Annotated in this window: 24 protein-coding genes; 20 read left to right on the top strand and 4 right to left on the bottom strand. The window is 44.4% G+C overall.

Features of this window, described 5'->3' with window-relative positions; genetic code table 11:
- Positions 1 to 23 precede the first annotated feature (23 nt).
- From AR442_RS01290 to AR442_RS01215, 16 genes are all read left to right on the top strand, one after another.
- Entirely contained in the window at positions 24 to 422 is a 399-nt protein-coding gene (locus AR442_RS01290) for a collagen-like triple helix repeat-containing protein (RefSeq protein ID WP_053285530.1), read from the top strand.
- A gap of 17 nt (positions 423 to 439) precedes the next feature.
- Positions 440 to 742 carry a head-tail connector protein gene (locus AR442_RS01285; RefSeq protein WP_053285531.1) on the top strand — a complete coding sequence of 101 codons (303 nt, stop codon included), beginning with the start codon at positions 440 to 442 and terminating at the stop codon, positions 740 to 742.
- Positions 732 to 1,049: a phage head closure protein gene (locus AR442_RS01280; RefSeq protein WP_053285532.1), complete on the top strand. Its 318-nt coding sequence runs from the start codon at positions 732 to 734 to the stop codon at positions 1,047 to 1,049. Before AR442_RS01285 ends, AR442_RS01280 begins: the two co-directional genes overlap by 11 nt.
- Positions 1,046 to 1,444 (top strand): HK97-gp10 family putative phage morphogenesis protein, encoded by a 399-nt coding sequence (locus AR442_RS01275; protein WP_053285533.1) that lies wholly within the window; start codon positions 1,046 to 1,048, stop codon positions 1,442 to 1,444. The genes AR442_RS01280 and AR442_RS01275 overlap by 4 nt, the downstream gene beginning before the upstream one ends.
- Positions 1,441 to 1,824, top strand: a complete 384-nt coding sequence (gp17, locus tag AR442_RS01270; protein ID WP_053285534.1) for a tail completion protein gp17 — start codon at positions 1,441 to 1,443, stop codon at positions 1,822 to 1,824. Before AR442_RS01275 ends, gp17 begins: the two co-directional genes overlap by 4 nt.
- 14 nt (positions 1,825 to 1,838) lie before the next feature.
- Positions 1,839 to 2,453: a major tail protein gene (locus tag AR442_RS01265; RefSeq protein WP_053285535.1), complete on the top strand. Its 615-nt coding sequence runs from the start codon at positions 1,839 to 1,841 to the stop codon at positions 2,451 to 2,453.
- Between the two features lie 58 nt (positions 2,454 to 2,511).
- Positions 2,512 to 2,880 carry a phage tail assembly chaperone G gene (gene gpG, locus AR442_RS01260; protein ID WP_053285536.1) on the top strand — a complete coding sequence of 123 codons (369 nt, stop codon included), beginning with the start codon at positions 2,512 to 2,514 and terminating at the stop codon, positions 2,878 to 2,880.
- Positions 2,881 to 3,086: 206 nt separating this feature from the next.
- Entirely contained in the window at positions 3,087 to 7,574 is a 4,488-nt protein-coding gene (locus AR442_RS01255; RefSeq protein WP_053285537.1) for a phage tail tape measure protein, read from the top strand.
- A complete protein-coding gene (locus tag AR442_RS01250; protein ID WP_053285538.1) occupies positions 7,568 to 8,416 on the top strand; it encodes a phage tail domain-containing protein in 849 nt (282 codons plus the stop codon). Before AR442_RS01255 ends, AR442_RS01250 begins: the two co-directional genes overlap by 7 nt.
- A 14-nt stretch (positions 8,417 to 8,430) precedes the next feature.
- Positions 8,431 to 10,134, top strand: a complete 1,704-nt coding sequence (locus AR442_RS01245) for a phage tail spike protein (RefSeq protein WP_053285539.1) — start codon at positions 8,431 to 8,433, stop codon at positions 10,132 to 10,134.
- Between the two features lie 48 nt (positions 10,135 to 10,182).
- The gene (locus AR442_RS01240) at positions 10,183 to 12,747 is read left to right on the top strand and encodes a peptidase G2 autoproteolytic cleavage domain-containing protein (RefSeq protein ID WP_053285540.1); all 2,565 of its coding nucleotides are present in this window, start codon (positions 10,183 to 10,185) and stop codon (positions 12,745 to 12,747) included.
- 16 nt (positions 12,748 to 12,763) lie between these two features.
- Positions 12,764 to 13,996, top strand: a complete 1,233-nt coding sequence (locus tag AR442_RS01235) for a phage baseplate upper protein (RefSeq protein ID WP_053285541.1) — start codon at positions 12,764 to 12,766, stop codon at positions 13,994 to 13,996.
- Positions 13,993 to 14,355, top strand: a complete 363-nt coding sequence (locus AR442_RS01230; protein ID WP_053285542.1) for a hypothetical protein — start codon at positions 13,993 to 13,995, stop codon at positions 14,353 to 14,355. Before AR442_RS01235 ends, AR442_RS01230 begins: the two co-directional genes overlap by 4 nt.
- Positions 14,352 to 14,540 carry an XkdX family protein gene (locus AR442_RS01225; RefSeq protein ID WP_014305127.1) on the top strand — a complete coding sequence of 63 codons (189 nt, stop codon included), beginning with the start codon at positions 14,352 to 14,354 and terminating at the stop codon, positions 14,538 to 14,540. The genes AR442_RS01230 and AR442_RS01225 overlap by 4 nt, the downstream gene beginning before the upstream one ends.
- Before the next feature lie 51 nt (positions 14,541 to 14,591).
- A complete protein-coding gene (locus tag AR442_RS01220) occupies positions 14,592 to 15,014 on the top strand; it encodes a phage holin family protein (protein WP_053285543.1) in 423 nt (140 codons plus the stop codon).
- A gap of 42 nt (positions 15,015 to 15,056) precedes the next feature.
- Positions 15,057 to 16,070, top strand: coding sequence for an N-acetylmuramoyl-L-alanine amidase (locus AR442_RS01215; protein WP_053285544.1), 1,014 nt, complete (start codon positions 15,057 to 15,059; stop codon positions 16,068 to 16,070).
- A 105-nt stretch (positions 16,071 to 16,175) separates the two neighbouring features.
- On the opposite strand, the gene AR442_RS01210 is transcribed toward AR442_RS01215, so the two are convergent.
- The 4 genes from AR442_RS01210 to AR442_RS01195 form a co-directional block, all read right to left on the bottom strand.
- Complete coding sequence (locus tag AR442_RS01210; RefSeq protein WP_053285545.1) at positions 16,176 to 16,856, bottom strand: hypothetical protein; 681 nt, start codon at positions 16,854 to 16,856, stop codon at positions 16,176 to 16,178.
- Between the two features lie 194 nt (positions 16,857 to 17,050).
- Entirely contained in the window at positions 17,051 to 17,491 is a 441-nt protein-coding gene (locus AR442_RS01205) for an SMI1/KNR4 family protein (protein WP_053285546.1), read from the bottom strand.
- Between the two features lie 14 nt (positions 17,492 to 17,505).
- On the bottom strand, positions 17,506 to 19,332 hold the full coding sequence (locus AR442_RS01200; protein WP_053285547.1) for a T7SS effector LXG polymorphic toxin: 1,827 nt from the start codon (positions 19,330 to 19,332) through the stop codon (positions 17,506 to 17,508).
- A gap of 342 nt (positions 19,333 to 19,674) precedes the next feature.
- The gene (locus tag AR442_RS01195; RefSeq protein WP_014418077.1) at positions 19,675 to 20,217 is read right to left on the bottom strand and encodes an IseA DL-endopeptidase inhibitor family protein; all 543 of its coding nucleotides are present in this window, start codon (positions 20,215 to 20,217) and stop codon (positions 19,675 to 19,677) included.
- Positions 20,218 to 20,445: 228 nt separating this feature from the next.
- On the opposite strand from AR442_RS01195, the gene AR442_RS01190 reads away from it, so the two are divergent.
- The 4 genes from AR442_RS01190 to AR442_RS01175 all read left to right on the top strand — a co-directional run.
- The gene (locus AR442_RS01190) at positions 20,446 to 21,834 is read left to right on the top strand and encodes an MATE family efflux transporter (protein ID WP_014418076.1); all 1,389 of its coding nucleotides are present in this window, start codon (positions 20,446 to 20,448) and stop codon (positions 21,832 to 21,834) included.
- A 114-nt stretch (positions 21,835 to 21,948) separates the two neighbouring features.
- Positions 21,949 to 22,917, top strand: a complete 969-nt coding sequence (locus tag AR442_RS01185; RefSeq protein WP_014418075.1) for an aldose 1-epimerase — start codon at positions 21,949 to 21,951, stop codon at positions 22,915 to 22,917.
- Between the two features lie 18 nt (positions 22,918 to 22,935).
- Positions 22,936 to 24,411, top strand: a complete 1,476-nt coding sequence (dacB, locus tag AR442_RS01180) for a D-alanyl-D-alanine carboxypeptidase/D-alanyl-D-alanine endopeptidase (protein ID WP_014418074.1) — start codon at positions 22,936 to 22,938, stop codon at positions 24,409 to 24,411.
- Positions 24,412 to 24,891: 480 nt separating this feature from the next.
- Positions 24,892 to 26,381, top strand: a 1,490-nt coding sequence (locus AR442_RS01175; protein ID WP_239689774.1) for a condensation domain-containing protein, incomplete at its 3' end; no start/stop codon positions are given.

The following is a 26,381-nucleotide window of genomic DNA, read 5'->3' as shown; positions in this document are numbered from 1 at the left end:
AAAAATTGAAAGGATTGATCGACATGGCGAAATTAGACAATATTCTGAACGAAAGTAACGGTGTATTAACTTCTGCGAGGGACAACGGTAAAGGAGTACCGATCACTGACATTTCGGTTGCTGATAACAGCGAAGAAAATCCTCTTTACGTAAAAGGCCTAAAGGGTGATCCGGGTGAACCAGGACCAAAAGGCGAGAAGGGAGAACCCGGCGATCCAGGCCCGAAAGGTGAAAAAGGTGATCCGGCTGTCATTGAAGAGGGCAGCATTGCACATGAAATGCTGGGCGAAAAATCAGTTCGCAGCAAGAACGTTGGGACTGGCAGCATCATGTTGGATCATCTGAACAGTGAAGTGAAGGCTGTGCTTGATGGTATGCAAAAACAAATTGATGAACTGAAATCCGCCACTCCTGCAGAATGAAAGGCAGGTGATGCCAGATGACAGAAGCTGAAAAAATAGAATTAGAAAAAGCGAAAAAATTCCTCCGGGTTGATGGTGATCTGGAGGACGATTTAATTCTCGCGTTCATTGCCTCCGCAAAAGAATACATCACTTCGGCAACGGGACTTGCTTTTCCCAATCAATCAGCACGGGCCGCCATGTGCGTAAATTCTTTTGTGGCACATTGGTATGAGAACAGGGAAATAGCTGGTACAACATCTAATTTAGACGGTGTGCTGACCTCGTTAATCAATCAGCTGAAATATACATTGCCGGGGAGGGCGTCAGATGCTGAATGATATGCGTTACCGCATTCAATTTCAAAAAAAGAAGCCCGGCGGCCGCCTGCCTGTGGAGGGAAATGATAGCTGGGAAACAGTTATTGAATGCTGGGCAAAGGCGGAGGGCTTAAAAGGCCGGGAATATTATGCTGCAGCGGCCATACAAAAAGAAAAAACAGTTCAATTTACAATCCGGCACCGGGAAGATATTAATGAACATATGCGAATCGTCTTTCAGGGCGTTTCATATGAAATTGAGGCTATCTTGCCGAATTATTCGCGGCGGCATTTCATTACGATTAAAGCGAATGTGGTGAGCCGATGAACTTTGAATTGGAATTGAAAGGGTTTAGAGAGCTTGAATCTACTTTTGCTGATCTGGCCCGTAAGGATGAAAAGATTCATAAAGCAGCAGTGAAAGCCGGAGGGGCTGTTTTGGCTGCGGAAATTAATGAGGAAGCTCCACGCTCTTCCATTGGCGGAAGTCATCCGCACATTGAAGATGATATTATAGTCGGCAGCCGTATCAGGCGGGACGAAGACGGAGAGATATACGCAGTTGTAGGCCCTACAAAAGATACAAAATTCCGTGTTCACTTGCCGGAATTCGGCACGCTCCATCAAGCTGCCAATCCATTTATTCACCGGAGTATGGTAAAGGCGAATGGCAAGATGCTTGATGCTATGGAAAAAGTCATAAAGGCGGGATACAAGCTGTGAATCTTATCGAACGGGCTGAACAATTGAAAAACAGTTTATTTGAAGCGCTGGAAGCCCATCCGGCGCTTTTATCATTGGTTGACCCCGGCAATATCTATGAAATGGCAGTGCCGGATGGGATAAAAAGCCAGCCGCCTTATATTGTCGTACAAGAATTAGATTATCGAACAACCAAATGGGCAGACGGTAAGCCTATTCAGGACAGCACGCTATATCAGATTGATGTGTACCACAATCAGTCTTGTGAATCCGTAATGGCTGCTGTCGTCGATGTAATGGGAACTTTTGATTTCCAGACTTATGGTCCTATTAATGAATTTTTACAATCTGAGCGCCTCATCCGAAAAGGATATCGGTTTGAGGCCAATATTTTACTATAATTGGAGGTTTTATCATGCCCGAATACAGTTCTATGGTGGGATTGGAAGGCGTTAAATATTCACCATTAATCAAAAAAGATGGCTTGTGGATCGCCAGTAAGATCATTGATTATCCACATGCTATCAACGCAAAGATGGCAACCGATTCATCTACAGAAAAACAGTACGCAGATAACAAAGTAGTTGATTTAGCTGTCTCGACTGGCTCAACGAAACTCGATCTAGAAATGCGAGACGTACCGCCGGAACACCTTGTCAATTTATTTGGGATAGAGGAAACCAAAGACGGTTTATATCTTTTTAAGAAAAACGTTACTCCGCCGTGGATTGCGATGACCTTCTTTGGTGTCAAAGCAAACAGTAAAAAACGTTATGTAGGCTTAGTTCAAGGCCGATTCACTTTGCCTGATGATGACTGGAGCACAAAAAAAGAAAAAATAGACTTCCAGACCTCTAAATTGTCCGCGGAGTTTCTCGAAAGAGATCAGGATGATGTGTATAAAATCATCGCAGATGAAGACGCACCTAATTTCGACTTAGACAAGTTTTATGAAAAGGTATACGGCAACGCCTACACTTCATCTAAAGATGAACCCAAAGCAAGTAAAAGCACTGATCTTGGCGCTTAAAAAGGGAAGCAGAGTGCTTCCTTTTTTATTTCTATAACAATTAAAAGGAGGAGTCGACATGGCTCAAAAACATATTTCAATCAAACTATGGTTCGAAGATGAAAAGAAATTGAAAACATTTATTGCACCTCGAACAAGTACGAAAACACTTATTGAAGCATTACGGTTGAACGCAGAAGCTGAAAAAACAGCAGAAAATTTGGAGAAAAGCATCAAGATTCTTGAAAAACAGCTGCAATTTATTGTTGGGCTATTCCGGAACCAATTTACTTACGATCAATTATTTGAGGGGCTGGAATCTTTTGAAGTGACTAAGGAAATAAGCCGCATTCTCTCGGAAGTTGCCGGCTATAAAAAAATTGAGGATGCTGATCAGGATTTTTTGCCGGAACAGACGGAGAAGAATACACCTACGAGCGCGGAATAGAGCAGATAAATGAAATTTACGCCACTCTCCTGCAACAAGGGTGGAGTATGAGTGCAATTGACGAGATGGACATATATCACTATTTAGAGATATTGACCGAAACCAATAAACCAGAAGAAGTGAAATTTGAAGATGTCTTCTTTTAGACGGGCTTATAGCCTGTCTTTTTTTGTTGAATCTTTGCCAGGAAAGCGGGGTGGATACATATGGCTCAACCAATAGGAAATATGGTCGTTAAGGTCGGCCTTGATGATACAGGATTTAACCGGGGTATTGAAGGCTTAAAAAGGCAGATGCGTCTGGCCAATTCAGAAATGAAGGCAGCCGGAAGCATCTATAAAAATGCTGGCGATCAATCAAAGATCCTGCAATCGCAGATGGAGGGCTTGAGTAATAAGTATAAGATTCAAGGCCGGTTGGTCCAAGAGCACCGTCAGCGGTATGAAGAACTGGTCAGACAAAAAGGAAAAGACAACCGAGAGACACAGATTCAGGCGCGGCGTTTGAATGATGCTATTGCGGTTCATGAGAATCTCGGCAAAGAACTGAATAAAGTCAGCAAAGAGTTTCAGACCATGTCAGACAGCAGCGGTCGGGCTGCAGGAATTTTTTCTGTTTTTAAAAAGGATTCAAAGAATGTATCAAAAGAGCTAAACGCTGTTTATAAATCTGCAAAAGCCACAGGAAAGGCATTAGTGGGAATTGGTGCCGCCGGAGCACTTGGGATCGGTGCAACCGTTAAGGCCGCAGCAAGCTTCGAGAAAGATATGAGCCGTGTCGCCGCCTTGGCGAACGCAACGAACGATCAAATGGCATCATTAACAGAAACAGCCCGTCATCTTGGCGCCGTCACACAGTATACGGATGGGCAAGTAGCCGAAGGCATGCAGTATTTAGCGATGGCCGGCTATAAGACGAATCAAATTATCGGCGCTATGCCCGGCTTGCTTGCGACGGCAGCCGCCGGACAAACCGACCTCGGCGTAACGGCTGATATCGTTTCTGACATCTTAACCGAATTTCATATTAAGGCAGAGGACACAAACCGTGTTGCCGATGCAATGACGTATACGTTCACGAACTCCAATGCCACTTTGCAGGAGATTGGTCAAACGATGAAATATGCGGCTCCGGCTGCTAAAACAGCAGGTCTCAGTATGGAAGAGTTGGCCGCGGCAACCGGTATTCTGGCAAACAGCGGAATAAAGGCAGACATGGCAGGTACAGCACTTCGATCGACGCTTACTCGTTTAGCGGCTCCGCCTAAACCTGCGGCTTCGGCTATTGAAGAATTAGGTTTAAAAGTGACAGACTCTACCGGAAAGATGCGCCCGCTGGCCGACATCATGGGGCAGATCACAGAGAAAACAAAAAATTATACTGAAACAGAACAGATCCGGATCGCTAAACAGCTGGCCGGACAACATGCTATATCTGGATTTATCACGCTCATGCATGCAGGTAAAGATAAGCTGGAAGAATTCACAAAGGAAATAGAAAACAGCGGCGGTATTGCTGAAAAAGTGGCTGACACGCAGATGGACAACCTGGCCGGATCTGTAGAATATCTGAAATCTGCAACAAACAACGCCGTCATCACCATGGGAAACCAGTTTATACCGATCATCAGAGCTGCTACTGATGGCCTGACTTCATTAGTGACATGGTTCGACGCCTTACCGAACTCCGTCGCAAGCACAATTGCTATTACGGCCGGAGCTGTAACAGTATTTTCTCTTTTTGGCGGGGCTGCCTTGCTGTTAATCGGGGCATTACCGAGGATCGCAGCAGGATGGAACATGCTCCGCACGGCGGGGGGATATTTAACTGGTAACGTCAATCGAGCATCTGCAAGTCTCGGCGTTTATACGACTGAAGCCGTTGCTGCAGGTGCTGCATCCCGAACAGCGGCAGCTGGTATTGCGACAACTTCCACTGCGGCAACGGTAGCAGCTACCCGAATGGAAAGGCTCAACCAAACAAACACCGTGGCAACGACACGAGTTGGCCGGCTGGAGCAATCGGCAACTAAAAGCTCGAAAGCGATGCGCGGGCTTGGCGGCGCCTCTCGTGTGGCCGGTACTGGGCTTACTCTTTTCGGCGGTCCAATCGGAACAATTGCGGGCCTCGTTCTTACTTTTGCTCCTGAACTGTTAAAGTTCGGCGCCGGAATTATCAAAACCGGATTAAATGCCGTAAAAGGGGCCGGCGGATTTACGAAGCTTGCAAAAAGCGGTTTCGGCCTGTTTAACATACTTAAAAAAGGCACTGCTGTTGTCGGTCTTTTACGTGGTGGACTCGGATTGTTAGGCGGACCAGTCGGCGCGCTCATTACGGGTGTGACCCTCTTAGCTGATGCCGGATTTAAGTATTATGACAATTTAAAGAAACGAGTGCTTCCGGCGACAATTGATTTTGGAGACGGTGTATCAAAATCCACAGCAAAAGCCGTCAATGCCTATGAAGACATGAACATTGAGGTTACAGCCAAGCTGAACACCCTGAAAGCGACCAACGCTACCATCACGAACGATATCGCAGATGACATGTCAAAGCGCTTTAAAGACATGGGAGATTCTTTGAAAAATGGATACAAAACCAGCGCGACCAATGCAACTAAAGTGCTGAAAGAATTTTATGCTTCTAATAACGAAATGTCTGATAAAGAAGAAAATAAAATCATTGGCAAAATTGATGCTTATAACGAGAAAAAACAAAAGAAGATCCAAAAGTATGTTGATCGAGTAGATGAAATTTATAAGACTGCCGCCCGCGAGAATCGAAAAACCACGGAAAAAGAGAATAAAGAAATAGCAAAAATCCAAATTGCGATGCTCTCAGAAATGGAGACTGCGCTCTCACGAAGCAAGGCTGAGCAGATAAAGATATCTAAAAAGTTAAAAGAAGAGACGTCTAATCTTTCTGCTAAACAAGCGGCTGCTGTTATAAAAGACAGTAACAAGGCAAAAGAGAAAACAATTAAAGCAGCTAAGAAACAACGTGATGCCGTTATTGATGCCGCGGATGAGCAACGTTATGTAAAAGGGTCAATTTCTCAAGAAGAACACGATAAAACCGTGGAAAACGCAAGGAGTCAGGCTAAAAAGACAATTAAAGAAGCAAAAGAAACTCATAAAGGTGTCGTAGAAGAGGCAAAAAAACAAGCTGCTGGGCATATTAGCGAGGTTAATACAGAAACTGGAGAGGTACTCGGTGTATGGGATCTATTTAAAGTAGACTTGGCTGAGAGAGTTAATGCTGTTACTGGCTGGATCAATAACATTTTAGAATTTATGCACATGGATACTATCCCAGAGTGGAAGCCTGCTGGATACAATAACCGTCAGCCTTCCTCTATGCAAATTGCACCGGGAGTAGCCTATGCCAAAGGAACAGACTTTCACCCCGGCGGACGGGCATTAGTCGGGGAAGAAGGATGGGAGCTTGCTCACACGCCCGGTATCGGCACTTACATTGTCGGAATGGGCGGCCCGCAAGTGTGGGATCTTCCGCGCGGCACGTCTGTTCTTCCGCACGCTCAGTCGAAAGAAGCAGCTGCCACAGGGCTTCCCGGTTATGCAAATGGGGTCGGAAACTTCTTCAAAAATGCGTTTGAGGGATCAAAAAAGCTGGTGAAAGGCGCTGTCTCTGTCGGCAAGAATGTCATTGGCAAAACGAAGGATGTTGCTTCTAACGTTATGGAAATGATTATGAAAGGGCCGCAAAAGATAATCAGCAGCATTTTCAAAGGCATGATCCCATTTAAAACAGGAACCGGAATAGACGGGTTAGGGACTGGTATTCTCAAAACGCTAAAAAGCGGTGCCCTTCAATTCTTAAAAGGGGTCTTGCCGGATGTGGGATTTTTTACGGCAGATGCCTATAAAGGCGCAACCGGATCTGCCCAGGTCCAAAAATGGGTAGCAGAAGCCGTCGGCATCGCTGGTGTCCCGTTTTCATGGGTTCCCGGCTTAATCACGATTGCCATGAAAGAGTCAGGAGGAAATCCAAATGTCGTCAACAGGTGGGACTCTAACTGGAAGGCAGGTAATCCTTCACAGGGACTAATGCAGACGATTCCAAGTACGTTTGCCTCAAATGCATTTCCGGGTCACAACAACATTTTGAATCCCGTAGATAGCGTTTTGGCGGCCATTAATTACATCAAAGGGCGATATGGAGATATATCAAATCATCCCGGCTTGAAATCAATGGCGCGCGGCGGCCCGTATGTGGGGTATGCAAAGGGCGGTACTTCTCCGGGGCGCGGCGGCTCCAAGCTCGCCGTCCTCAACGAACGAGGGTACGATGAAACCACCATTACGAAAGATCCGGCATACCGCGAAAGGAACATCGGATTGTGGGCGCGGGTTGGGCGTGAGCTTGGCGTCCTGCCTTCTCTGCAGGAAGGGATGATCTCGAAAGCTTTACTATTGCTTCAAAAAGCGTCCGCGGCACAGCCTGAAAATGATAAAAGCGTCAATATTGATATGACTCGGGTCGTGGAGAATCAAGAAAGGCAAATCAGTATGATGGGGCAGCAGATCGACGCTCTCCAGCAGAACATTCAGCTATTGCAACAACTGGTCTTAAAAGATAACAACACCTATATTGACGGTGCTCGAGTAGACCAAACGAGTGCTGACCGATATAGAAGAAAACAATATAGAAACGGGGGTAAGCCGGCTTGGTAAAACTATTTTTGGATTTTGATAACGGATTGGGGGAGCAGAGCCTTGACAGCTTGCTCCCTCAACTCCCTCAATTTGAAGTGTTGAGTTTTTTAGCGGAAGCGCCGATTATCAATCGGGAAACGATCACTATTCCGCGGCGACATGGTGTTATCTCAGCCCAGCACCCACGCGACGTGACCTATTCATCAAGAAAGGTCACTGTAGAAATATATTTGAATTCGAAAATTCACAATAATTTTTATATGCTTAGGCATCAGCTCTATGCTTTATTGGTGAAGCCATTTGCCTATTATATTTCTACTGACTTATGGCCGAATCGCCGTTTCCTTGTCATGTGTGATGGAAATTTCAGCATTGCCAAAGAAAAGGAGAAAACACATGCTGTTTTTTCGGTCGAGTTTACCAATATTACCGGGATGGCAGAATCAACCTTTACAACGAAAGATAAGCAGTATTTCACACGGGCAAAGCGAACTTTTGGTATGAACATCCCGCCTAATGATCAATTGAATTATTCTTTTAAGAATCAGAAACATTTCTCTGTGTTTAATCCCGGAGACGTCCAAATCAATCCTCTTGATCACGCGTATAACGTCCTATTGAACGCCAAGGGGAAGAATGTAACGCTAATTAACCATACCAATGGCGAGAAATTAACGATTGAACAGGAGTTGAAGAAGTCACAGCATGTATCGTTTTTAAAGCAATACGCGCTGCTCAATAATAAACCGATAAAAACATCTGGACGTCTGCCGAACCTCGAAATTGGCTGGAATGAGTTTGAAATTCAAAATGCCGATGATTTTGTCATAGAATTTGACACGCGGCTCTACTACTTGTAAGGCAGGCGGTTTATATGGCGAATACAGATTTTATTAAAGAGATTGCCGGCGACGCCCAGCAAATATATAAAAAGCACCGTATTCTCGCATCACTGATCATTGCGCAAGGATGCTTAGAAAGCGCGTGGGGCACAAGTGAGTTGGCGACAAAAGGACATAACCTTTTCGGTATGAAAGGCGAATACAACGGCCAATATGTCATTATGCAAACATGGGAAGTTATCAACGGAGAAAACGTACAGGTACCGGCTAAATTCCGGAAGTACCCTTCATGGAAAGAATCTATACAAGACTTGGCAAACCTGTACTTGAATGGCCTTAGCTGGGACAAAAACCATTATAAAGCTGTCGTCGGGGAAACAGATTATCAGAAAGCAACTGCGGCTCTCGTCAAAGCCGGGTATGCTACCGACCCAAATTACGCAACAAAATTGAACAGCCTCATTTTCACCTATAAATTAACGAAATATGATACAACCGATGGAGTACCAGACGAACCGAGTAATCCGAGCACACCAGATCCTGAGCCGGACATACCAAGTAAAGAATATGACGGTAAAGACATTACGCTGAATCACAACTTGCCAAAAGACGTTTATTTCCCTCAGCTCCATGTTTCCAGTCAAGACGGAAATCAAGTTGTCGAAGTCATCGGTGCTGATCCGGATTTATTAGATGATACCACCGGAAAAAAAGATATTGAGTTTACGATCACTCGGACTGCTGATAACGGCATTGAATATGACTTACTCATAAATGACAATATTCTTTACCTGGACGAAAAGAAATTTAACCATCAAAAATACTTTATTACGGTGGTTGAGGCTGCTCAGGAAAAAACACTCAGCAAGAAAGTTTCTGCAAGCCATGTTTTCGTTGCCGTTTTGAATAATCATTATGTAGAAGAGACGATCAGCGGCACATTGACTGTACGAAAAGTGCTTGATTTTACATTGAAGGGGACAAAATTCTCTTACATTTTCAAAGACAAGGAAAGTGAATTTAAAAGTGTGGAGCAGGAGAATTTTGGTGATAAGTTCGCGAATGAGCTGATAAGCGAAAGTGTGGAAGACTACGGCTTAGAGCTTGATGTAGATAATTACAAGATTTACGTTTATAAAAAGATGGGAAAGCGTATCAATCACACTCTTGACTCTCGTTACAATATGCCCGGCATTAAAATTAAAACATCGACAGAAGGTTGCTCTACCCGGGCGCGGGGATTCGGAGCTATTAAGGAAAACAGCAGCACCGACAGCAAAAAAACGGAGTACGTCTTTGAGCCAGTCCTTTACAAGCACCCTGACGAAGATAAGTTCCTGCTTGATGGCATGCCGAGGTGGGCGGAACCGTTGCGCGACGAGCGTTATAAAAAAGAATCCAGCATGATGACGGCGCTTAAAAAATACGTGAATCCTTACCCGAAGATGGAGATCGAAGTGGATTATGAATACATCTATGAGCCGAAGCTTCTTGAAATACAAGATGATTTTTGGAAAGGAGACACACTTCACGTATTGGCTGATACAGCATACGGTGTGACTTATGAAGACGATGTCCGACTGCTTTCCATTCAATACAAGCCCTTAAATCCATATGCAAAGCCAACATTGAACTTTGCTAATTTCCGTAAAGATATCCAGGATATCCGCATGGAGCAAGAAAAGAGATTGAAAGATCAAAAACGTTATGTGCAGAAATTAAGAATGATGATTTAAAGCACCTCTCTTGGGGTGCTTTTTGTATTGGTTGAAAGGAGTGAGAGGATGCCAACGAAACTATTAAAAGATTATGATACATCCATAGATTCACGTTATCTATCTCAACAAAGAGAAGACCTCGAAAGAATTGAGAATGGATTAAACGAAATTGAAGATACCGTATTATTCCACAAAAACGCGAAAATTGCCCACACGTCGGATCAAATCGATCACGACGGTTTTTCACTGCGTGTATATATAAATGGTTTGTATAACAGGGTGCGGAATCTTATTTTAAACGCAGATGGCACCAACGTAAAAGAAGTAGTGGACGCCCGTGTTAATGCTGAGGGGGAAATTGCCCCACTGTTGAAAGAGCGTCTTGATAAGGAATATAACAAACTTCTGCGTAAGATCACCAGAAACGTTAACGTAGACGACTACGGGGCGGACCCTACCGGGGAGACAGACAGCACAGAAGCATTCAAAAGAGCGATCGGAAACGGAAAGGTGCGGCTCAATCTATCAGCCGGCGAATATGTCATAAGGGGCATCAAGCTGCCGTCATGGACGTATTTGATCGGCCAGGGCATGGGCGTCACCACTCTAAAGCTGCACGAGGACACGCCGGCCAGTGAGTGGGTTGTCACAAATGCTGATCATGCGAAAGGTAACCGGAATATCGTGGTGGAGGGTATGTCGCTTGACTGGAACCCTGATCGCCAAGGCGGCGTAGGCGCAACCGGCGGTGTGCATTCAAGCTGTCTGCTTTTCGCACAAGTCAAGTTTGGTATTGTACGTGGGGTTGAAGGCATTAATCCCGGCTTACATTGTTTTGATGTATCAGCGCCTTCGTATAACATCACGGCAAAAGATTACACGGCAACGGGGAGCAAATATATTTGGATCGACAAGTGTGTCGGCTCGGGGTATGGTGACGACGGCATTACGACCCATTACAGCGAGTATATTTTCATCTCAAACAATGTGATGATGAACCCGCGTGGCACTGCACACCGTAAAGGCGGAGCCAATTCAAACGGAATTGAAGTGGATGACGGCTCCAAGCATGTTTGGGTTATAGATAATTATACAGAGGGGAATGTGCGGGGCGTAGAGGTAAAAGCCCATAAGGAATGGCCGGCGCCGTGTGACGTTCACATTCGCGGTCATGAATCTTTTCGTGACGTTCGCTCATTTGATTTACGGCATATTGATCACCATCTTGTAAAAGACCCTTGGAGCGAGACGGCTCGCGATGTGACGTTAGTAGATTGCACATCCCGGGAACCCGTCTATAATTCGCTTTATGAAGGATTAGCTCCGAAAGCCCTTGTTGTATCGGCGTACCAGCGTGTTCAGATAATCGGTTTTAAAGCGATTGGCGATCCGACATATGACTACAAAGACGGCTCGATCATTGCCTTCCAGTATAAGAGCAGGAAGATAACAGTAAACAACTTGCACATTACCGGATTTAAAAAGGCTGATTGTGATATTTATATCACTGGCGGCGATCAGATGACCGACGATGTATTTATTTCTGATTTTGTTATTCATGATTCCGCAAGAACCGGCATCGCGATAGGGGGCGGCGTATATAATGTCAACTTGTTAAATGGGCTTATGCATGTGGCAAGCGGAACGGCCGGCATTACATCCCCGAACACCCAGACCAATATTTTTCTTGTCAGAGCTTACGGCTATAAAGATGCGGCTGTCATTGCGGGGGAAAAGCATTCAGTCGTTCCGAATAACGTCAAGGGAGGCTTTCGAGCAGCTTCCGGATCCGGCCATGCACTGACGAAATACAGTGCGATTATTGCGTGTACGGGGGCGACGTACGCGAAGGGTGAGCGCAATCTGCTTGCAGGAAATGCGGGAGGTTCTTCCTCGGAAGGATCGCGCAACGGTGTCATGTTTTCATATGATTCTCACACAACAGGAGACGGGGCGTCCTCGGGTGTCATGTTCTCGAAGGCTACCAAGAATAGTAAATCTTACACATTGGCTTTAGGCCATGGAAACGGCAAAGCCTCGGAAGCCAACAAAAAAATTGAATTAAACGCAAAGAATGGAACAGTCAAGGCTACTGGCGCAATAGAAAGTGTATCGAATTTAAAAGACTTGGCGGAGTATTTTGAATCAGCTGACGGAGCAAAGATAGAGGCATCTTATCTTGTAGCGTTAGAGGGGGACAAAATCCGAAAAGCGCAAGAAGGCGACAAGATACTCGGGGTCGTTTCTAAGACTGCCGGCGTTGTGCTTGGCGGAGCTGCCTTCTATTGGAATGATCGTTTTCTTCGGGATGAATTTGGCGGCATTATCTACCGGGAAGTATTTGACGGTGAGGACATCATTACGATTCCAGCTGAGAACCCGAACTATGATCCGGAAGCTGAGTACAAGCCACGAGAGGAACGAGACGAGTGGCATATTATTGGATTGATTGGTCAAGTGTTCGTGCGCGTTGATGATACCGTTAACGTCGGTGACAGTGTTTCAGCAGTTGACGGCATCGCGACAAAGGCGGAAAGCGGCGGATACGGAACCGTGATGAGATTTGAATCCCCGTACGATGCGGAAAAAGGGTACGGTGTGGCGCAAATGATGGTTACACCGCAGCACTAAGGAGGGATAAGCGACGATGTATAAAACGGGCAGCGTGCCGATCAACATTAATACAAATCCAATCAATGGCCGGAGTACAAATATACAATTTATGACGCAAGACACGGGCAGCGCAAAGCTGTTTTTTTCTTTTACAAAGGATGGTGTACCGTTGCCTCTGTCAGCCGTAGATGCAAAAATTGTCTTACTGTATGATGATGGATCGTTTTATAAAAAGAGCCTCACCATCACTGACAAGGTAAACGGCACAGCGGAATATGTGTTGTCCAATGCAGAACTCAAGCATTACGGAACGGTTAAGGCGGAAATCAAACTATATTACACGAACGGCCAAGCGCTGGCGACTTCATTTTTTACTTTCTCTATCGCCAAAACGTTAGAGGATCAGAACATCGTTCCGACAGCTGATTATTACATTGATGATTTTGAAACGCTGAGAGACGGGATAAACCACATCGTCGAAGAAATCAGTCAGACTGTCGAGGAATTACAGAAGAAATTTGCCGATCTGGAAGCTATTGAAACGAAAGAGGGCGCGCAGAAAAAAGCGGATGCTGCAGAGGAAAAGGCCAAGGCTTATACAAATGAACATGCGAATGATGAAGAAAAGCATATTGCGGCTGCCGAAAGAAAGGCGTGGAATGCCAAGGAAACCCCCTCCGGCGCGCAAAAGAAAGTAGACGCCCATGCGAACGATCAAGAAAAGCATGTTTCTGCAGCTGATCGGAAAGCTTGGGACAGTAAGGAAACAGAAGACGGAGCGCGAGATAAAGTCAATATCCATGCAAGTAACACGGACATTCACGTTACGGCCGAAGATCAAGCTTATTGGGATGACATGACCCGGCAGTTCAAAGCGCATAACTACAATCAAGAAAGGCATATATCTGCAGCCGAGCGGAAGACATGGAACGGAGCTGTCACATATGCCAATATCATGCTGAAGAACGGAGCCGCAGCAGGGACGCGGACACCGATGTATGCAAAGTGGGGGTCATTTTTAATCTTACGGGGGCATGTGAAAACAGACGCCGAAATCATATTCGGCTCCATCCCCGCGGCATACGCGCCCGCTGGCGGTTCCGTTATAACAGTGCCGTTAAGTGGTACAGGCGGCACAGCAAATTTGATCATTTATGATGATGGAGACTTGAAAATAAAATACCCGGACCCGGCGGACTCAAGTAAGATGGGCGGAGGCTACTATCTGGATGTGGTCGTGGGCTTTCAGGAAGGAGGGACAGCATGATTCAGATTTATGAATACGATGAAAATTTCATTTTGACTAAACCCGTTCCGGTTGAGCCTGATGAAGAAGGAAACTACACAATCCCTGAGAATTGTACAACCGTCCAGCCTCCGTCTTTCATAAAGGCGATGTATCATCCCGCTGAGAAGACATGGACGGAGGCGGCCACCCAGGAAGAGAAAAAAGCACTGGAAAAGCAAATTGAAAGCGGGCGGGTGCCTTTTACCGTTGATGAATTGAAAGCTCAGAACGCGGCCATTACAGAACAACTTGCGGAAGCGCAAAGCCTTGCCGAGTCACAAGCGCAAATGATTGCCAATCTTTATCTAATGCTGGCGGAGGGAGGGAAAGGGGTATGATGGATTGGTTTAAAAGCGTTAAAACCATCTACGGATGGGGGCCGCAGTATTACAGTAATGCGGACGTGGCCCGTTTTGTTGAGTGGGGAAGAATTACAGAAGATCAATATAAACAAATAACCGGCTTGACCTATCCGATGACAAAACAGCCTGTCAGTGTGGATTTAGGCGGCGCCGCAAACTGATCAACACCCGGAGAGGTGTTTTTTATTTTGCCTCGAAGGAGGTGATAACAATTGGAGGGAATATACGTGTGGATGAATTTTGAGAGCTTACAGATTGCAAGAACATATCTTTTCGGGGAGGTGAAATATCTTGATTTAATGCTGGTGCTGAACATTATTGACATCATTACCGGTGTGATAAAAGCATGGAAATTCAAGGAGCTTCGCAGCCGGAGCGCATGGTTCGGCTATGTCCGTAAAATGCTCAGTTTCCTTGTGGTTATTGTGGCGAATGCTATTGATACGATTATGGATCTGAACGGCGTCCTGACCTTTGCGACCGTTCTTTTTTATATTGCAAATGAGGGCCTTTCCATCACAGAGAATTTAGCGCAGATCGGCGTTAAAATTCCGGCCGCCATCACTGACCGGCTTCATGTAATTGAAAGTGACAACGATCAGAAAACAGAAAAAGATGAAAAAGCTGCTGAGTAAATCCAGCGGCTTATTTTATTACTCAAAAGGAGACGATGAAACATGGTGAAAATCACAAAAGACTTTATTCCAGTAGGACACAATAACAGACCGGGATATGCAATGGACCCCGCATACATCACCGTTCACAACACGGCGAACACGGCGAGAGGGGCAAACGCAGCCATGCACGCCCGTTATGAGAAAAATCCAGAAACACCTACCAGCTGGCATTTTACGGTTGACGAAAAAGAGATATATCAACATCTGCCATTGAATGAAAACGGATGGCACGCGGGAGACGGAAACAGCGGAACCGGCAACCGGAAATCTATCGGTATTGAAATTTGTGAGAATAGTGATGGAGATTTTGAGAAAGCCGTGACGAATGCTCAATGGCTGATCAAAAAGCTCATGAAGGAACAGGGCATTTCCCTTGCAAACGTGGTCCCTCACCAGCACTGGTCCGGCAAGTATTGTCCACACAAGCTCCTTGATAGATGGGACTCATTTAAAGCCGGTATCAGCGGCGCCCCGTCTAAAACGGTAAATTCTCCTGTTAATAAAACAAAAGAATCTTATATTAAAAATACAGTTGTTGCTGACAGTCTTAATGTGAGAACTCAACGCAATGCCAACTCGTCTATTGTGCTTGCTCTTCCTAAAGGTTCGGCTGTTCAATATAAAAAAGGATCGACTCAAAATGGTTGGGGTTACATTAAATATACCAATTCTAAAGGAGCCACATACAGCGGTTACGTTAATGTAAGCTATATCAAGAGCGATGCAGAGTTAGGGAAAACCCCTTCAAAATCTGCTCCTGCTAAACCTTCAAACAAGACTAGCGGGGGTATTAAGTCTGTAGGCAAAATTAAAATTGTTGGTGTTAAAAGTGCAGCCATTATTATGGACAAACCAGACCGTAAAAACGCCAAGAATGTAGATACAATTGGTCTCGGCAAGACAATTAACATCTCAGGTTCTGTTAAAGGTTCAAACAACTCTAAAGGCTATTGGGAAGTCATCCACGGGGGCAAACGGCGGTATGTGTCTGGACAATATGGAAAAATGGTTTAAGTAAGTTGACGCTTGCTACGGCATTTACGGCTGAAGACAAAAGCAAAGCCGAACGCTTTAAATATAATTGAACCCCCTTCTATTTGGAAGGGGGAGTTTTATTTTTCACCAGGCTAGATTAATATCAAAATCTTGAACGTTTGTAGTAACATCTTTGTCCGGCCAAAAATCCCACTTAACTCTGATTGATTTGATATCATTGGGATCATTTAATTTCTTTATTGGATAAAGGACATATCCCTCTTTTTTTGCCCCTGACATAATTTCTCCGCCTATATCTTCACTGAGCGACAAACTGGCATCTATTTGTTCCTTTGTATTGGTAAGTAGTGTGCCTTGGTTTGGAAAAGTTGAAATATCCTTTTTGCTTCCATTGTCAATAACAAAGTGTACAGCTATAGCCCCTTCAGCACCAGATTCCATTTCGTTTTTAACGATCCCAACACGATCAATTTTAAATGTGGTGTCATTTTTCTTTTCTGACCAATTTAACTCATGAACCACGGTAGAGTCATCTTCAACCACGGTAGAATCATCTTCATCGCTATCTTCTTGAGCATCAGAATCCATTGGCTCGATATTTGCTGATGAAATGGGTTGTTCTTCCCTTTCATCTAGCTCTTCAACTGGTTTAGACATAAAAGAAAAACCGATGATCGCGAGTATCAAAGTTGAAGGAACTAGCCAATAAGCTTTTTTTCTTGTTTTTCGAAAAACTAAAAATATCAATCCAACTATAAAGCCGATCGTTGAAAAGATTGTAAGAAAACCCATAAATAAAATCATAATAATCCCCCTATTGTTCAAAACAGATACTTACATTTTAAAGCAAAGGAGGATACATTTCTATGCTTTGTAAAGGATTTGATAATGATTGGAATTGCGAAACGAAGACAAAAGCAATACTGGAAATATTATCGAAATAACAAAAAGCCCTTCTCAAAAGGGGAAGGGCTTTGCTTTATATGGACTTTTTGTTTCTATTCTTCGTAGAGCTTATCTACCAATTCCGTAAACGAATTACATATATGACTCAGAGCACTCTCTGGATTTTCAAATGCAATTTCATGATCCCAAAAAACAAGAGGGGGATTACTATGATTCTTTCTAAAATCGAAACAGATCTCATTACCAAACACATCATCCGCAATAGGAATTACTTTATCTGGCATTCTGCCGTCTCGATAACGATTAGAAACGTTAATTATGTAAGACTCACTATCCTCATGGAAACTATGTAAGTATCCGAAAGCAATCCCTTTTCTTCCTTCAAAATCAAAAGTCTCAGGAGTTGGAGTTGCGCCAGAATAACTTTTGACATATTTTAAGTAATCTTTTGGGAACTTTACTTGTAGCGTATTTTCTACTTCTTGAATTTCTTCGTTACTGATAGGATGTTCTCCGAAATCCCATTCAACCATGTTATAACTCTCCTTTATCTGTATTCGGAACCTCCGCCCCAGATGTTTCTTCCACCAGTGTGCCCTGTCTTACCATGTATATCTGCATCAACTAGCTGCATTATACCTTCATTTTGATGGTGATGCCACGTAAACCCTTTTGGTTTTTTCCCTTTTATAATTTGCTTCAACTGCATTTCTGTAAAGTGATTTTTCAACTCGGGATTTTTGTTGATTTCTTGCAACAGGAGTTCGGTTGCTTTTTTAAACTGTACAGTATCTTTTTCAAGATATAATGATTTATCAATTTTTACTTCTACAACGGGATCAAATATTGGAAAACCATCTTTATCATAAGGTATGCCTGTTATAGGATGAACATCATTTTTTAAATGACCATTTTTTAAGTTGGTTGTTACTGTATTTCCAAAGGCATCTTTATGTGTGAACGGCGCGGCCTGTGTCAGCATATCTTGCTTTTTTTGAATTTCTTTCTTTAAAAGCGGGGTGTTTTTTACGTTATGGGTGTTTTCAATATCTTTCGCTATTCCAACAAGGGCAGGTTCGTTTTTATTTTTCAATAAAGAGTTGATATAGTCTGTTCCGTTTTTTATCCCTGTGTGTACATGGCTTGCAGCGCCAGGCTCCAATACTTTTCCCACCTTGGATAAGCCTGTTTTTGCGAGTTTGCTTGATACTTTAACCGTCGAGCCCACACCTTTCAGGCCGACAAGGCTGCCCACCGCATAGGAGACGTAGTGCGCTCTAGAGTACGTATCACCATTCACCATTTGATCATTCCACGAATCGGCTAGGTTTGTCCATATGATTTTTGCGTAAGACGGAGTATTCAATACAGTAGAAATCGTTTTAACAACCTTTTGTTCATCAGAGAGCTGATAAAAGTCCCAGGCGCCGACAGCGAGATCTTTCAACCCTAACACAGTATCTTGCCCAACATCATAAAGGCCGACTGCAACTCCTTTGAAACCGTCTGTGAGTTCTTGCGTGTTTTGAATTTGAGTAAAGTATCGCTGCTGTTCTTTTGTCAGGTTTTCATAACCGATCGTTTTGGCCATTGAGTAGAACTCAGCAGCATTCTCATAGTCGAAATTGTTCAGTCTATCTTTCAGTTTTTCAATCTCACGTTCCCTTGCTTCTTTTTCCTTAATCGTAAGATAAGCATCAGAGTGTCTTGCAATCTCGCCTTTTTTCTTATGGATGTCGCTTTCACGGTACGCCTTGGCGTTGTAGTGAAGGGGAGTGGCGTTTTTCCCTTTGCCTGTGGCGTTTTGAAGCTGCTGGAAGTCAGCTTGGATGAACTGTTCGTTCGCTTCGGTTTCTGCGTATTCTTTCGTTAGATCGTGATCAAGTCTGCCGAGTTTATGTATCGTTTCGTTTCTCTTTTTGTCGGCTGATTGGAGCTTGTGATCCACGCTTTCGGTGGAAAAGAGATCAAGCGAGATGATGTCTTCGATCTCTCCGAGGATGGAGCGCATGTCTTTTTTCTGTTCTTCCATAATCGCCTTTGATTTATTCAGGGCGTGTGTGAGCTCGTGCTCCAGAAATGATTCCTCCACATGCGAATTAGAAAGTCCGGCATCTTCGACTTTGCCGGGAAGGCTTGAGAGAAATGCGATTTTCATATCGATCAGATCAAGCCAGCTGTCTGTGACGCCGGCGTGGTCCTGGAAAAAGGCTTTGATGTTATCTGCGCCCCGGCCAGAGAAATCGCCGTCACTGAGATCAGCCATGCCTTGAAATGCTTTTTTCAGGTTAACCATCTGGCCGCGGAGTTCTTTGTATTCGTTTGCGCGTTGTTTAGCGGCAGAAAGCAGGGTGGTTGCTTCAAAGATTTTCATAATCATATCCTTTCGCGATAAAATATTATTCAAAATTTTACCACGTTAAAACTCAGAGTAAAATGAATATCTTTAAGAATTCGAAATTTGCACAGATAAAAACACTTAAAATATTTTACACAAATTTAGCACAAGTGTTGTCAGGAAACCTTATATATCAACGTATATATAGGTATATTGTACGTTCTCCTAGAGCGTTTTTTGTATAAGATAGGCGCGGATTAATAATGTCGGCAAAACAGAAAACCCCTTGTTATACAAGGGGTTTTTGAGTTGAATATTTTGTGAGAACCTGGTGGAAATGATGTGAAAAAAGCCCGCTGTAAGTAAGCGGGCTTTTTCTTATATGACAGCATCAAATTGATTGACTTTCCAAACGTTGTTTTCTTTTACGAATGTTACATCGCGTTTTGCTGACGGAGAACCGTCAAGAGTCGGTACAGTGAAGCGGTATGTTTGGACGCTTCCTTTTTTAGAGAGCAGAGTCATTTTTGCTTTTTTCCAATTCAGGAGGTTATCTCCGTCGCCGACCGGAACAGCCAATTTGCCGTCTTTTACAGTGAAGTGGTAATCTTTGAGCCCTTTGTCAATCGCTTGCTTTGTAAAAGCGGGTGTCAGATATTTTACGGCTTTCGCTTTTGTTCCGAGGTCTTTGCACATAAATACATATTGCAGATTTTGATATTCAAACGGTTCAGAAGTGCAATTTGCGTTTGATTTAAGCGCACCGCCGCTCATCGTGTTCCAGAAATGTTCTCTCGCTGACAGGGCCAGCTGAAGCGCTTGTTTTTGTGTAAGGTCATTAGGTGCATTTTTTGCGGTCGCCGCAGTGCCCAATGACAGAATCAATGTAATAGTAGTGAGGAATAATAGCCATTTTTTCATGATATAATCTCTCCTTCAATCAATCTCTTTCTCTTATGTTACAAATGTTACAATAATTACGGTAAGATTACAATACCTTTTCAGAAATATTTTCCGGACTTTTTATTTTTATGGTTTATTTCCATGTAAGACGTGAGAAAAAGATAAAGAGTTTCATTGAACAAAAGGTTTTTACAAGCTGTCTGCTGAATAATAAAATGGAAGAAAATCAAAAAAGGAGTCCTACATATGGAAGTACAAGATCATTTAGAAACAGCGGAAGGCCGCGGCCAGTCTGTCTGGCGATCGATGTCACTGTTTTTAGTGCCGCTGCTTTTAAGCAATGTATTGCAATCTGTCGGCCAATTGGTCGGAATGGTATTTGTCGGAAGGTGGCTCGGAGTTGATGCGCTTGCCGCTGTATCGTCTTTTTTTCCGCTGTTTTTTCTGCTGATCTCCTTTACGATCGGAATCGGTTCGGGAAGTTCCATTCTGATCGGGCAGGCTTACGGCGCGAAAAACGAAGAGAGGATGAAGGCGATTGTCGGCACTACACTGACTTTTACCTTTATGCTCGGTGTTGTTCTGGCAGTTGTCGGCAGTGTGTTTACGCTTGATATTCTGCGGCTGATGGGAACGCCGGAAAACGTAATAGATGTCAGTGTCCGATATGCGCGCATTTTGTTTTGCGCAATGCCGCTGATGTTTTTATATTTTGCGTATACGACATTTTTACGCGGAACGGGAGATTCAAAGACCCCGTTTTATACGTTAATCGTCAGTACAGTCATAAACATCGGGCTCTTGCCCTTATTGATTCTCGGGCTTTTCGGACTTCCGAAGTTCGGCATTTACGGTTCGGCGTATGCAACCGTGATTTCAAACATCGTGACATTTATCGTACTCATGGTTTATTTACGGAAAAGAAAACATCCATTGGCATTTGACCGGACTGCGCTCCGTTCTCTTAAAATGGACAAAAAGCTGCTCGCGCTTTTACTCCGTCTCGGTATTCCGTCGAGCATCAATATGATTCTCGTGTCACTTTCTGAAATTGCGGTCATTTCATTTGTCAATCATTACGGATCAAACGCGACGGCTGCTTACGGGGTCGTCAACCAAGTGGCGAGTTATGTGCAGATGCCGGCGGTAAGCCTCGGTATCGCCGTTTCAATTTTTGCCGCCCAATCCATTGGCGCCAATCAATTCGGCCGGCTGAAACAGGTCATCAAAGTCGGCATCGGCCTGAATTATTTGATCGGCGGGGTGTTGATCCTGCTGATTTACACCTTCTCCCGGCAGATACTGGCTTTGTTTTTAACAGATCAGGATACACTCCACATTGCCCGCAATCTGATTATGATTACCCTTTGGAGCTATTTGATTTTCGGTCACGCTCAGATCGTTTCAGCAACAATGCGGGCGAGCGGTACGGTGTTATGGCCGACGATTATCAGCATTTTTGCGATTTGGGGAATTGAAGTGCCTGTGGCCTTTATTCTTTCTCATTATACGAATCTCGGCATTCTCGGCATTTGGGTCGGTTATCCGGCGGCTTTTGTCGTCAGCCTGCTGCTGCAATACGGATATTACCGGTTTGTATGGAAGAAAAAACAGATTACCCGGCTGATTCAATAAGGTTTTACCGCACATCGCTCAGTTCATACGGGCGATGTTTTTTTAGAGCAGGAAAATGAGTTTAGAAAATGGAATTCCTATACATGCTAGAAAACAAGGAAAGGGCAGGTGCTTATGACGATTGAACATACGACTTATTTAGGGGTTTCAGCCATAAAAGCGGAGACTGATCAGGCTGAATGCATCATTGTGCCGGAGTGGGGATCAAATGTCATATCGCTTCGGGATAAAAGAACCGGTATGCGGCTTCTGAGAGAACCGGAAACTGCGGAGCAATTCCGCGCAAAACCGATGCTGTACGGCATTCCCGTTTTATTCCCGCCGAACCGGATTACGGACGGGACGTTTCGTTTTGACGGCCGCGCGTATCAATTCGAGATAAACGAAGAGGATAAACATAATCATATTCACGGCTTTCTTCACAATCAGCATTGGAAAGCGGCGGCAGCGAAAGAAGAGGGGGATGGAATGACAGTCGAAACAGAAATTGATCTTTCAAAGATTCCCCGTGTTCATAAACAATTTCCGCACGATGTCATTGTCCGGATGACCTATACACTAAAAGACAATGTGTTTACGCAGCGGGCGCTGATTATCAACAAGGGAACGGAGGCTTTTCCTTGGGGGCTCGGCTATCATTCAACTTTTGTTTTCAATGAAGAGCGATCCCGTCTTTTTCTGACGGCTGACCGCATGTGGGAATTAAATGAACGTTTCGTGCCGACGGGCCGTTTATTGGATGTGCCTGATAAAGAAGCGTTCCGTCATGGGATGTCTTTGAAAAATAAACAGTTTGACGATGTTTTTCTTTCTTCCGGACGGAACGGCGGCAATAACGAAGCTGTTATTTATCATCCGGATGAGAAATTATCCGTTTTGTATCAGGCAGACACGTCTTTCAAGCATTGGGTGGTATATAACGGTGACGGAAAGCAGGGGTTTGTCAGTCTTGAGCCTTATACTTCCGTTACAGATGCATTTAATCTGAATCAGCCTGCATCACTGACAGGGCTTCAGATTCTGAAACCGGGCGAAGAAGCGGCTGCGTCATCCAGGATCACCATTTTGCATGACGAAGAATAGGAAAGAGGCGGGATAACATTGAAAACATATGTGAAACGCTTGAGCGCGGTGATTCTGCTTTTGATCATTGCCGCAGTTCCTTATATTGATGATGCGGCTAAGGCGGCTGAACAAAAAAATACTTTACAAAAAGAGCTGGAACACATTCTGGATGAAGAACCTGCTTTAAAGGGGGCTTCATCGGGCGTCAGTGTCCGGTCAGCAAAAACAGGGGAGGTGCTGTTCGGCAGCCGGGAAGATATGCGGCTGAGGCCTGCATCATTGATGAAGCTGCTGACGGCATCTGCGGCGCTTTCTGTTCTCGGAGAAGATTACACCTTTAAGACAGAAGTACGGGCAGACGGCGCCGTGAAAGGAAAACAGCTGCGCGGAAACCTTTATCTCAGGGGAAAAGGCGATCCGACCCTATTGGTTTCTGATTTTGAGAAGATGGCTAAACAGGTCAAAGCCAGGGGCATCCATGTCATTAAAGGAGATCTGGTCGGGGATGACTCGTGGTATGACGATACCAGGTATTCAGTTGATCTTCCGTGGAGCGATGAAGGCCAATATTATGGAGCGCAAGTATCAGCTCTTACCGCTTCCCCAAATGAGGATTATGATACCGGAACGGTGATTGCGGAAATCAGCCCGGCGAAACAGCCCGGTAAAAAGCCGCGCATTTCGATTTCTCCCCATACGGACGTCGTTCGTGTGAAAAATGAAGTGAAAACCGTCGCTTCTGATGAAAAGAAAGAATTGACGGTTGAACGGGAGCACGGTGGCAATGTGATTACGATAAAGGGAACCATACCTGTCGGCTCGGCACAGGCAAGAGAATGGGCGGCGGTGTGGGATCCGTCGTCCTATGCTTTAGATTTATGGAAACAAGCGCTTACTAAACAGGGTATAACTGTAAAAGGGAAAATCAGAACAGGGCGAATGCCGCACCGCACCCAACTTGTCACATCACGGACATCCATGCCTCTTTCAGAATTATTGATTCCGTTTATGAAACTGAGCAACAACGGGCACGCCGAAATTCTGATCAAGGAAATGGGAAAAGTGAAAAAAGGGGAGGGCAGCTGGGAAAAGGGCTTGGACGTGATGAAATCGGAGCTTAAATCGTTCGGGCTGAATCCGGATGAATTGATTGCAAGAGACGGATCCGGCGTTTCTCATATTAACGGCGTATCCGCCGGCCAAATCGGAGAGCTTTTGTATGCGGTTCAGAAAGAAAAGTGGTACCCGGCTTTCCTTCGGTCGCTCCCTGTCGCCGGCGCAAGTGACAGAATGACGGGAGGAACCCTTCGGAACCGGCTGAAGGGCACCCCGGCGGAGGGCAAAATTAAAGCGAAAACCGGGTCGCTAACATCAGTCAGTTCGATTGCCGGCTATGCAGACACAAAAACAGGAGATACGCTTATTTTTTCCGTGCTTCAAAACGGGCTGCTTGACGAAGATGACGGAAAAGACATTGAAGACAAAATCGCAGTCGTGCTGGCAAATCAATAAGAAGGGCCGAATCCTTAGAGGATTCGGCTTTTTTCGATGTCTGTAAAACATTATATTGCGATTATGAATCAATCTTTTCAAAAAGTAATATCGGCAATATCCTTCCTTTTTTTTACATGATACTTTCTTACTTGTTCACCGATTTTTCATTTTTTAACGTAAAACTTCTTTTAAGGAGACAAAACCTTTTTAAAAGCGCAATTAATTATACATTTTATTCCTTATTATAGTGTTTAAGAACCAGTTTGTAGTGTGCATACATACCGTTTTACATGGTATAAAGATTATAGAAATGAAGAAATGAAGTGAGGAATATATACTATATTCTAAAAAATGTTAGAGAAAATTTAATTTTTTATTGTGATTTCTAAAATATGTTTTAAAATAATGCTTATATGGATGATTTAGTCATATGCTGTCGAAATTTAATTGTAATTATTTCACTTTCTTATCCTCTTAAATTGAAATGGAGGGATTCCATTGAAGAACACTGTTTATTCTTTAACTCACGCCCAAAGAAGAGTCTGGTTTACAGAGCTGCTCGAGCCGGGCACAAGTATCTGCAATCTCGCGGCGTGCGTCAAATTCAGGGGGGACATCGATTTTGACGTACTGCGCCATGCTTTAGATTTTTCTATCTCGCAAAATGATTCACTCAGGTTTCAACTGACAGAAGGGGACGGATCAGAACCCCAGCTGTATCTGGCGGGGCATCGGCCGATTTCTCTAGAGACTGTTGATTTTACTCATACTGATCAGGCAGAGCGGGACGCATGGATTGACACGCAGACCCGTGTTCCGTTCAAGCTGTTTCATTCACCTCTGTATCAATTTACTCTGCTTGTCATGTCAGACGAAGAAGTTTGGCTTTATTCAAAATTTCACCATATTATCATGGACGGCATCTCGCTCAACCTGCTCGGCAACCAGCTCATTGATATCTACCAAAAGATCATGCGGGGCGAGGATTTAGCTGAACATCACAGACCTTCCTATCTCAGCTACATGGAAAAAGAACAGCAATACTTACAGTCTTCCCGTTTTCAAAAAGACCGTTCATTTTGGACTGAAACATACCGAACCGTTCCGGAACACCTTTCACTGGCGGAACGAACCTCTCATCTTAGACAAAGCACTGCGGCTTCCAGAGATACAATCACTCTTTCTCACTCCTTAGAACAATCTATCCGGCGTTTTTGCAAAGAAAATAATATCAGCATCATCTCTCTGTTTATGGCTTCGTTATACATATGCATCAGCCGTCTGACGGCTAAAAAGGATATTGCCATCGGCACTTATTACGGAAACCGGGGCTCCAGGCTCGAAAAGGATATGCTCGGCATGTTCGTCAGCACACTGCCGATCAGAATGACGGCAGATCCTGATGCGGAGTTCCTGTCCTTTGTCCGCAGCGTAGGAAAAGAGCAGCTGTCTGTTATGCGGCACCAGAAATATCCTTACAATCTTTTTGTGAATGAATTAAGGCAGACTCATCACGACCTGCAAAATATCATCGGGATTTCGATGCAATACCAGCCTCTCGCGTGGCGTCAGGCAGAAGGTTTCGATTATGAAACGGCGATGTTTTTCAGCGGACATACGGCAAATGAGCTGTCCATTTTAATTAAGGAGCGGACAGATACGGGATTGATTGAGCTGAATTTTGATTATCAATCCGCTTTATTTACTAAAACATCGATTAAACGAATTCAAACTCATTTGCTGACGATCGTTGAAAATGCCGTTAGAAATCCAAACCAGCTGATTCGGCATATTGATATGGCGGATGAAAATGAAAAGAAACGGGTGTTAACTGCGTTTAACCATACAGAAGCGGTTGAACCGCCGGCTCCGACGCTTCACGGGCTGTTCACCCGCCGCGCCGCGCTTTCGCCGCATCGTCCTGCGCTCCGTTTTCCGGGCGGTATGCTGACGTACGCTGAGCTCGATCAGTACACAGACAGGCTCGC

The sequence above is a fragment of the Bacillus velezensis genome (assembly GCF_001461825.1).
Classification (GTDB): Bacteria; Bacillota; Bacilli; order Bacillales; family Bacillaceae; genus Bacillus; species Bacillus velezensis.
This window is presented reverse-complemented; position numbering and strand designations above follow the sequence as displayed.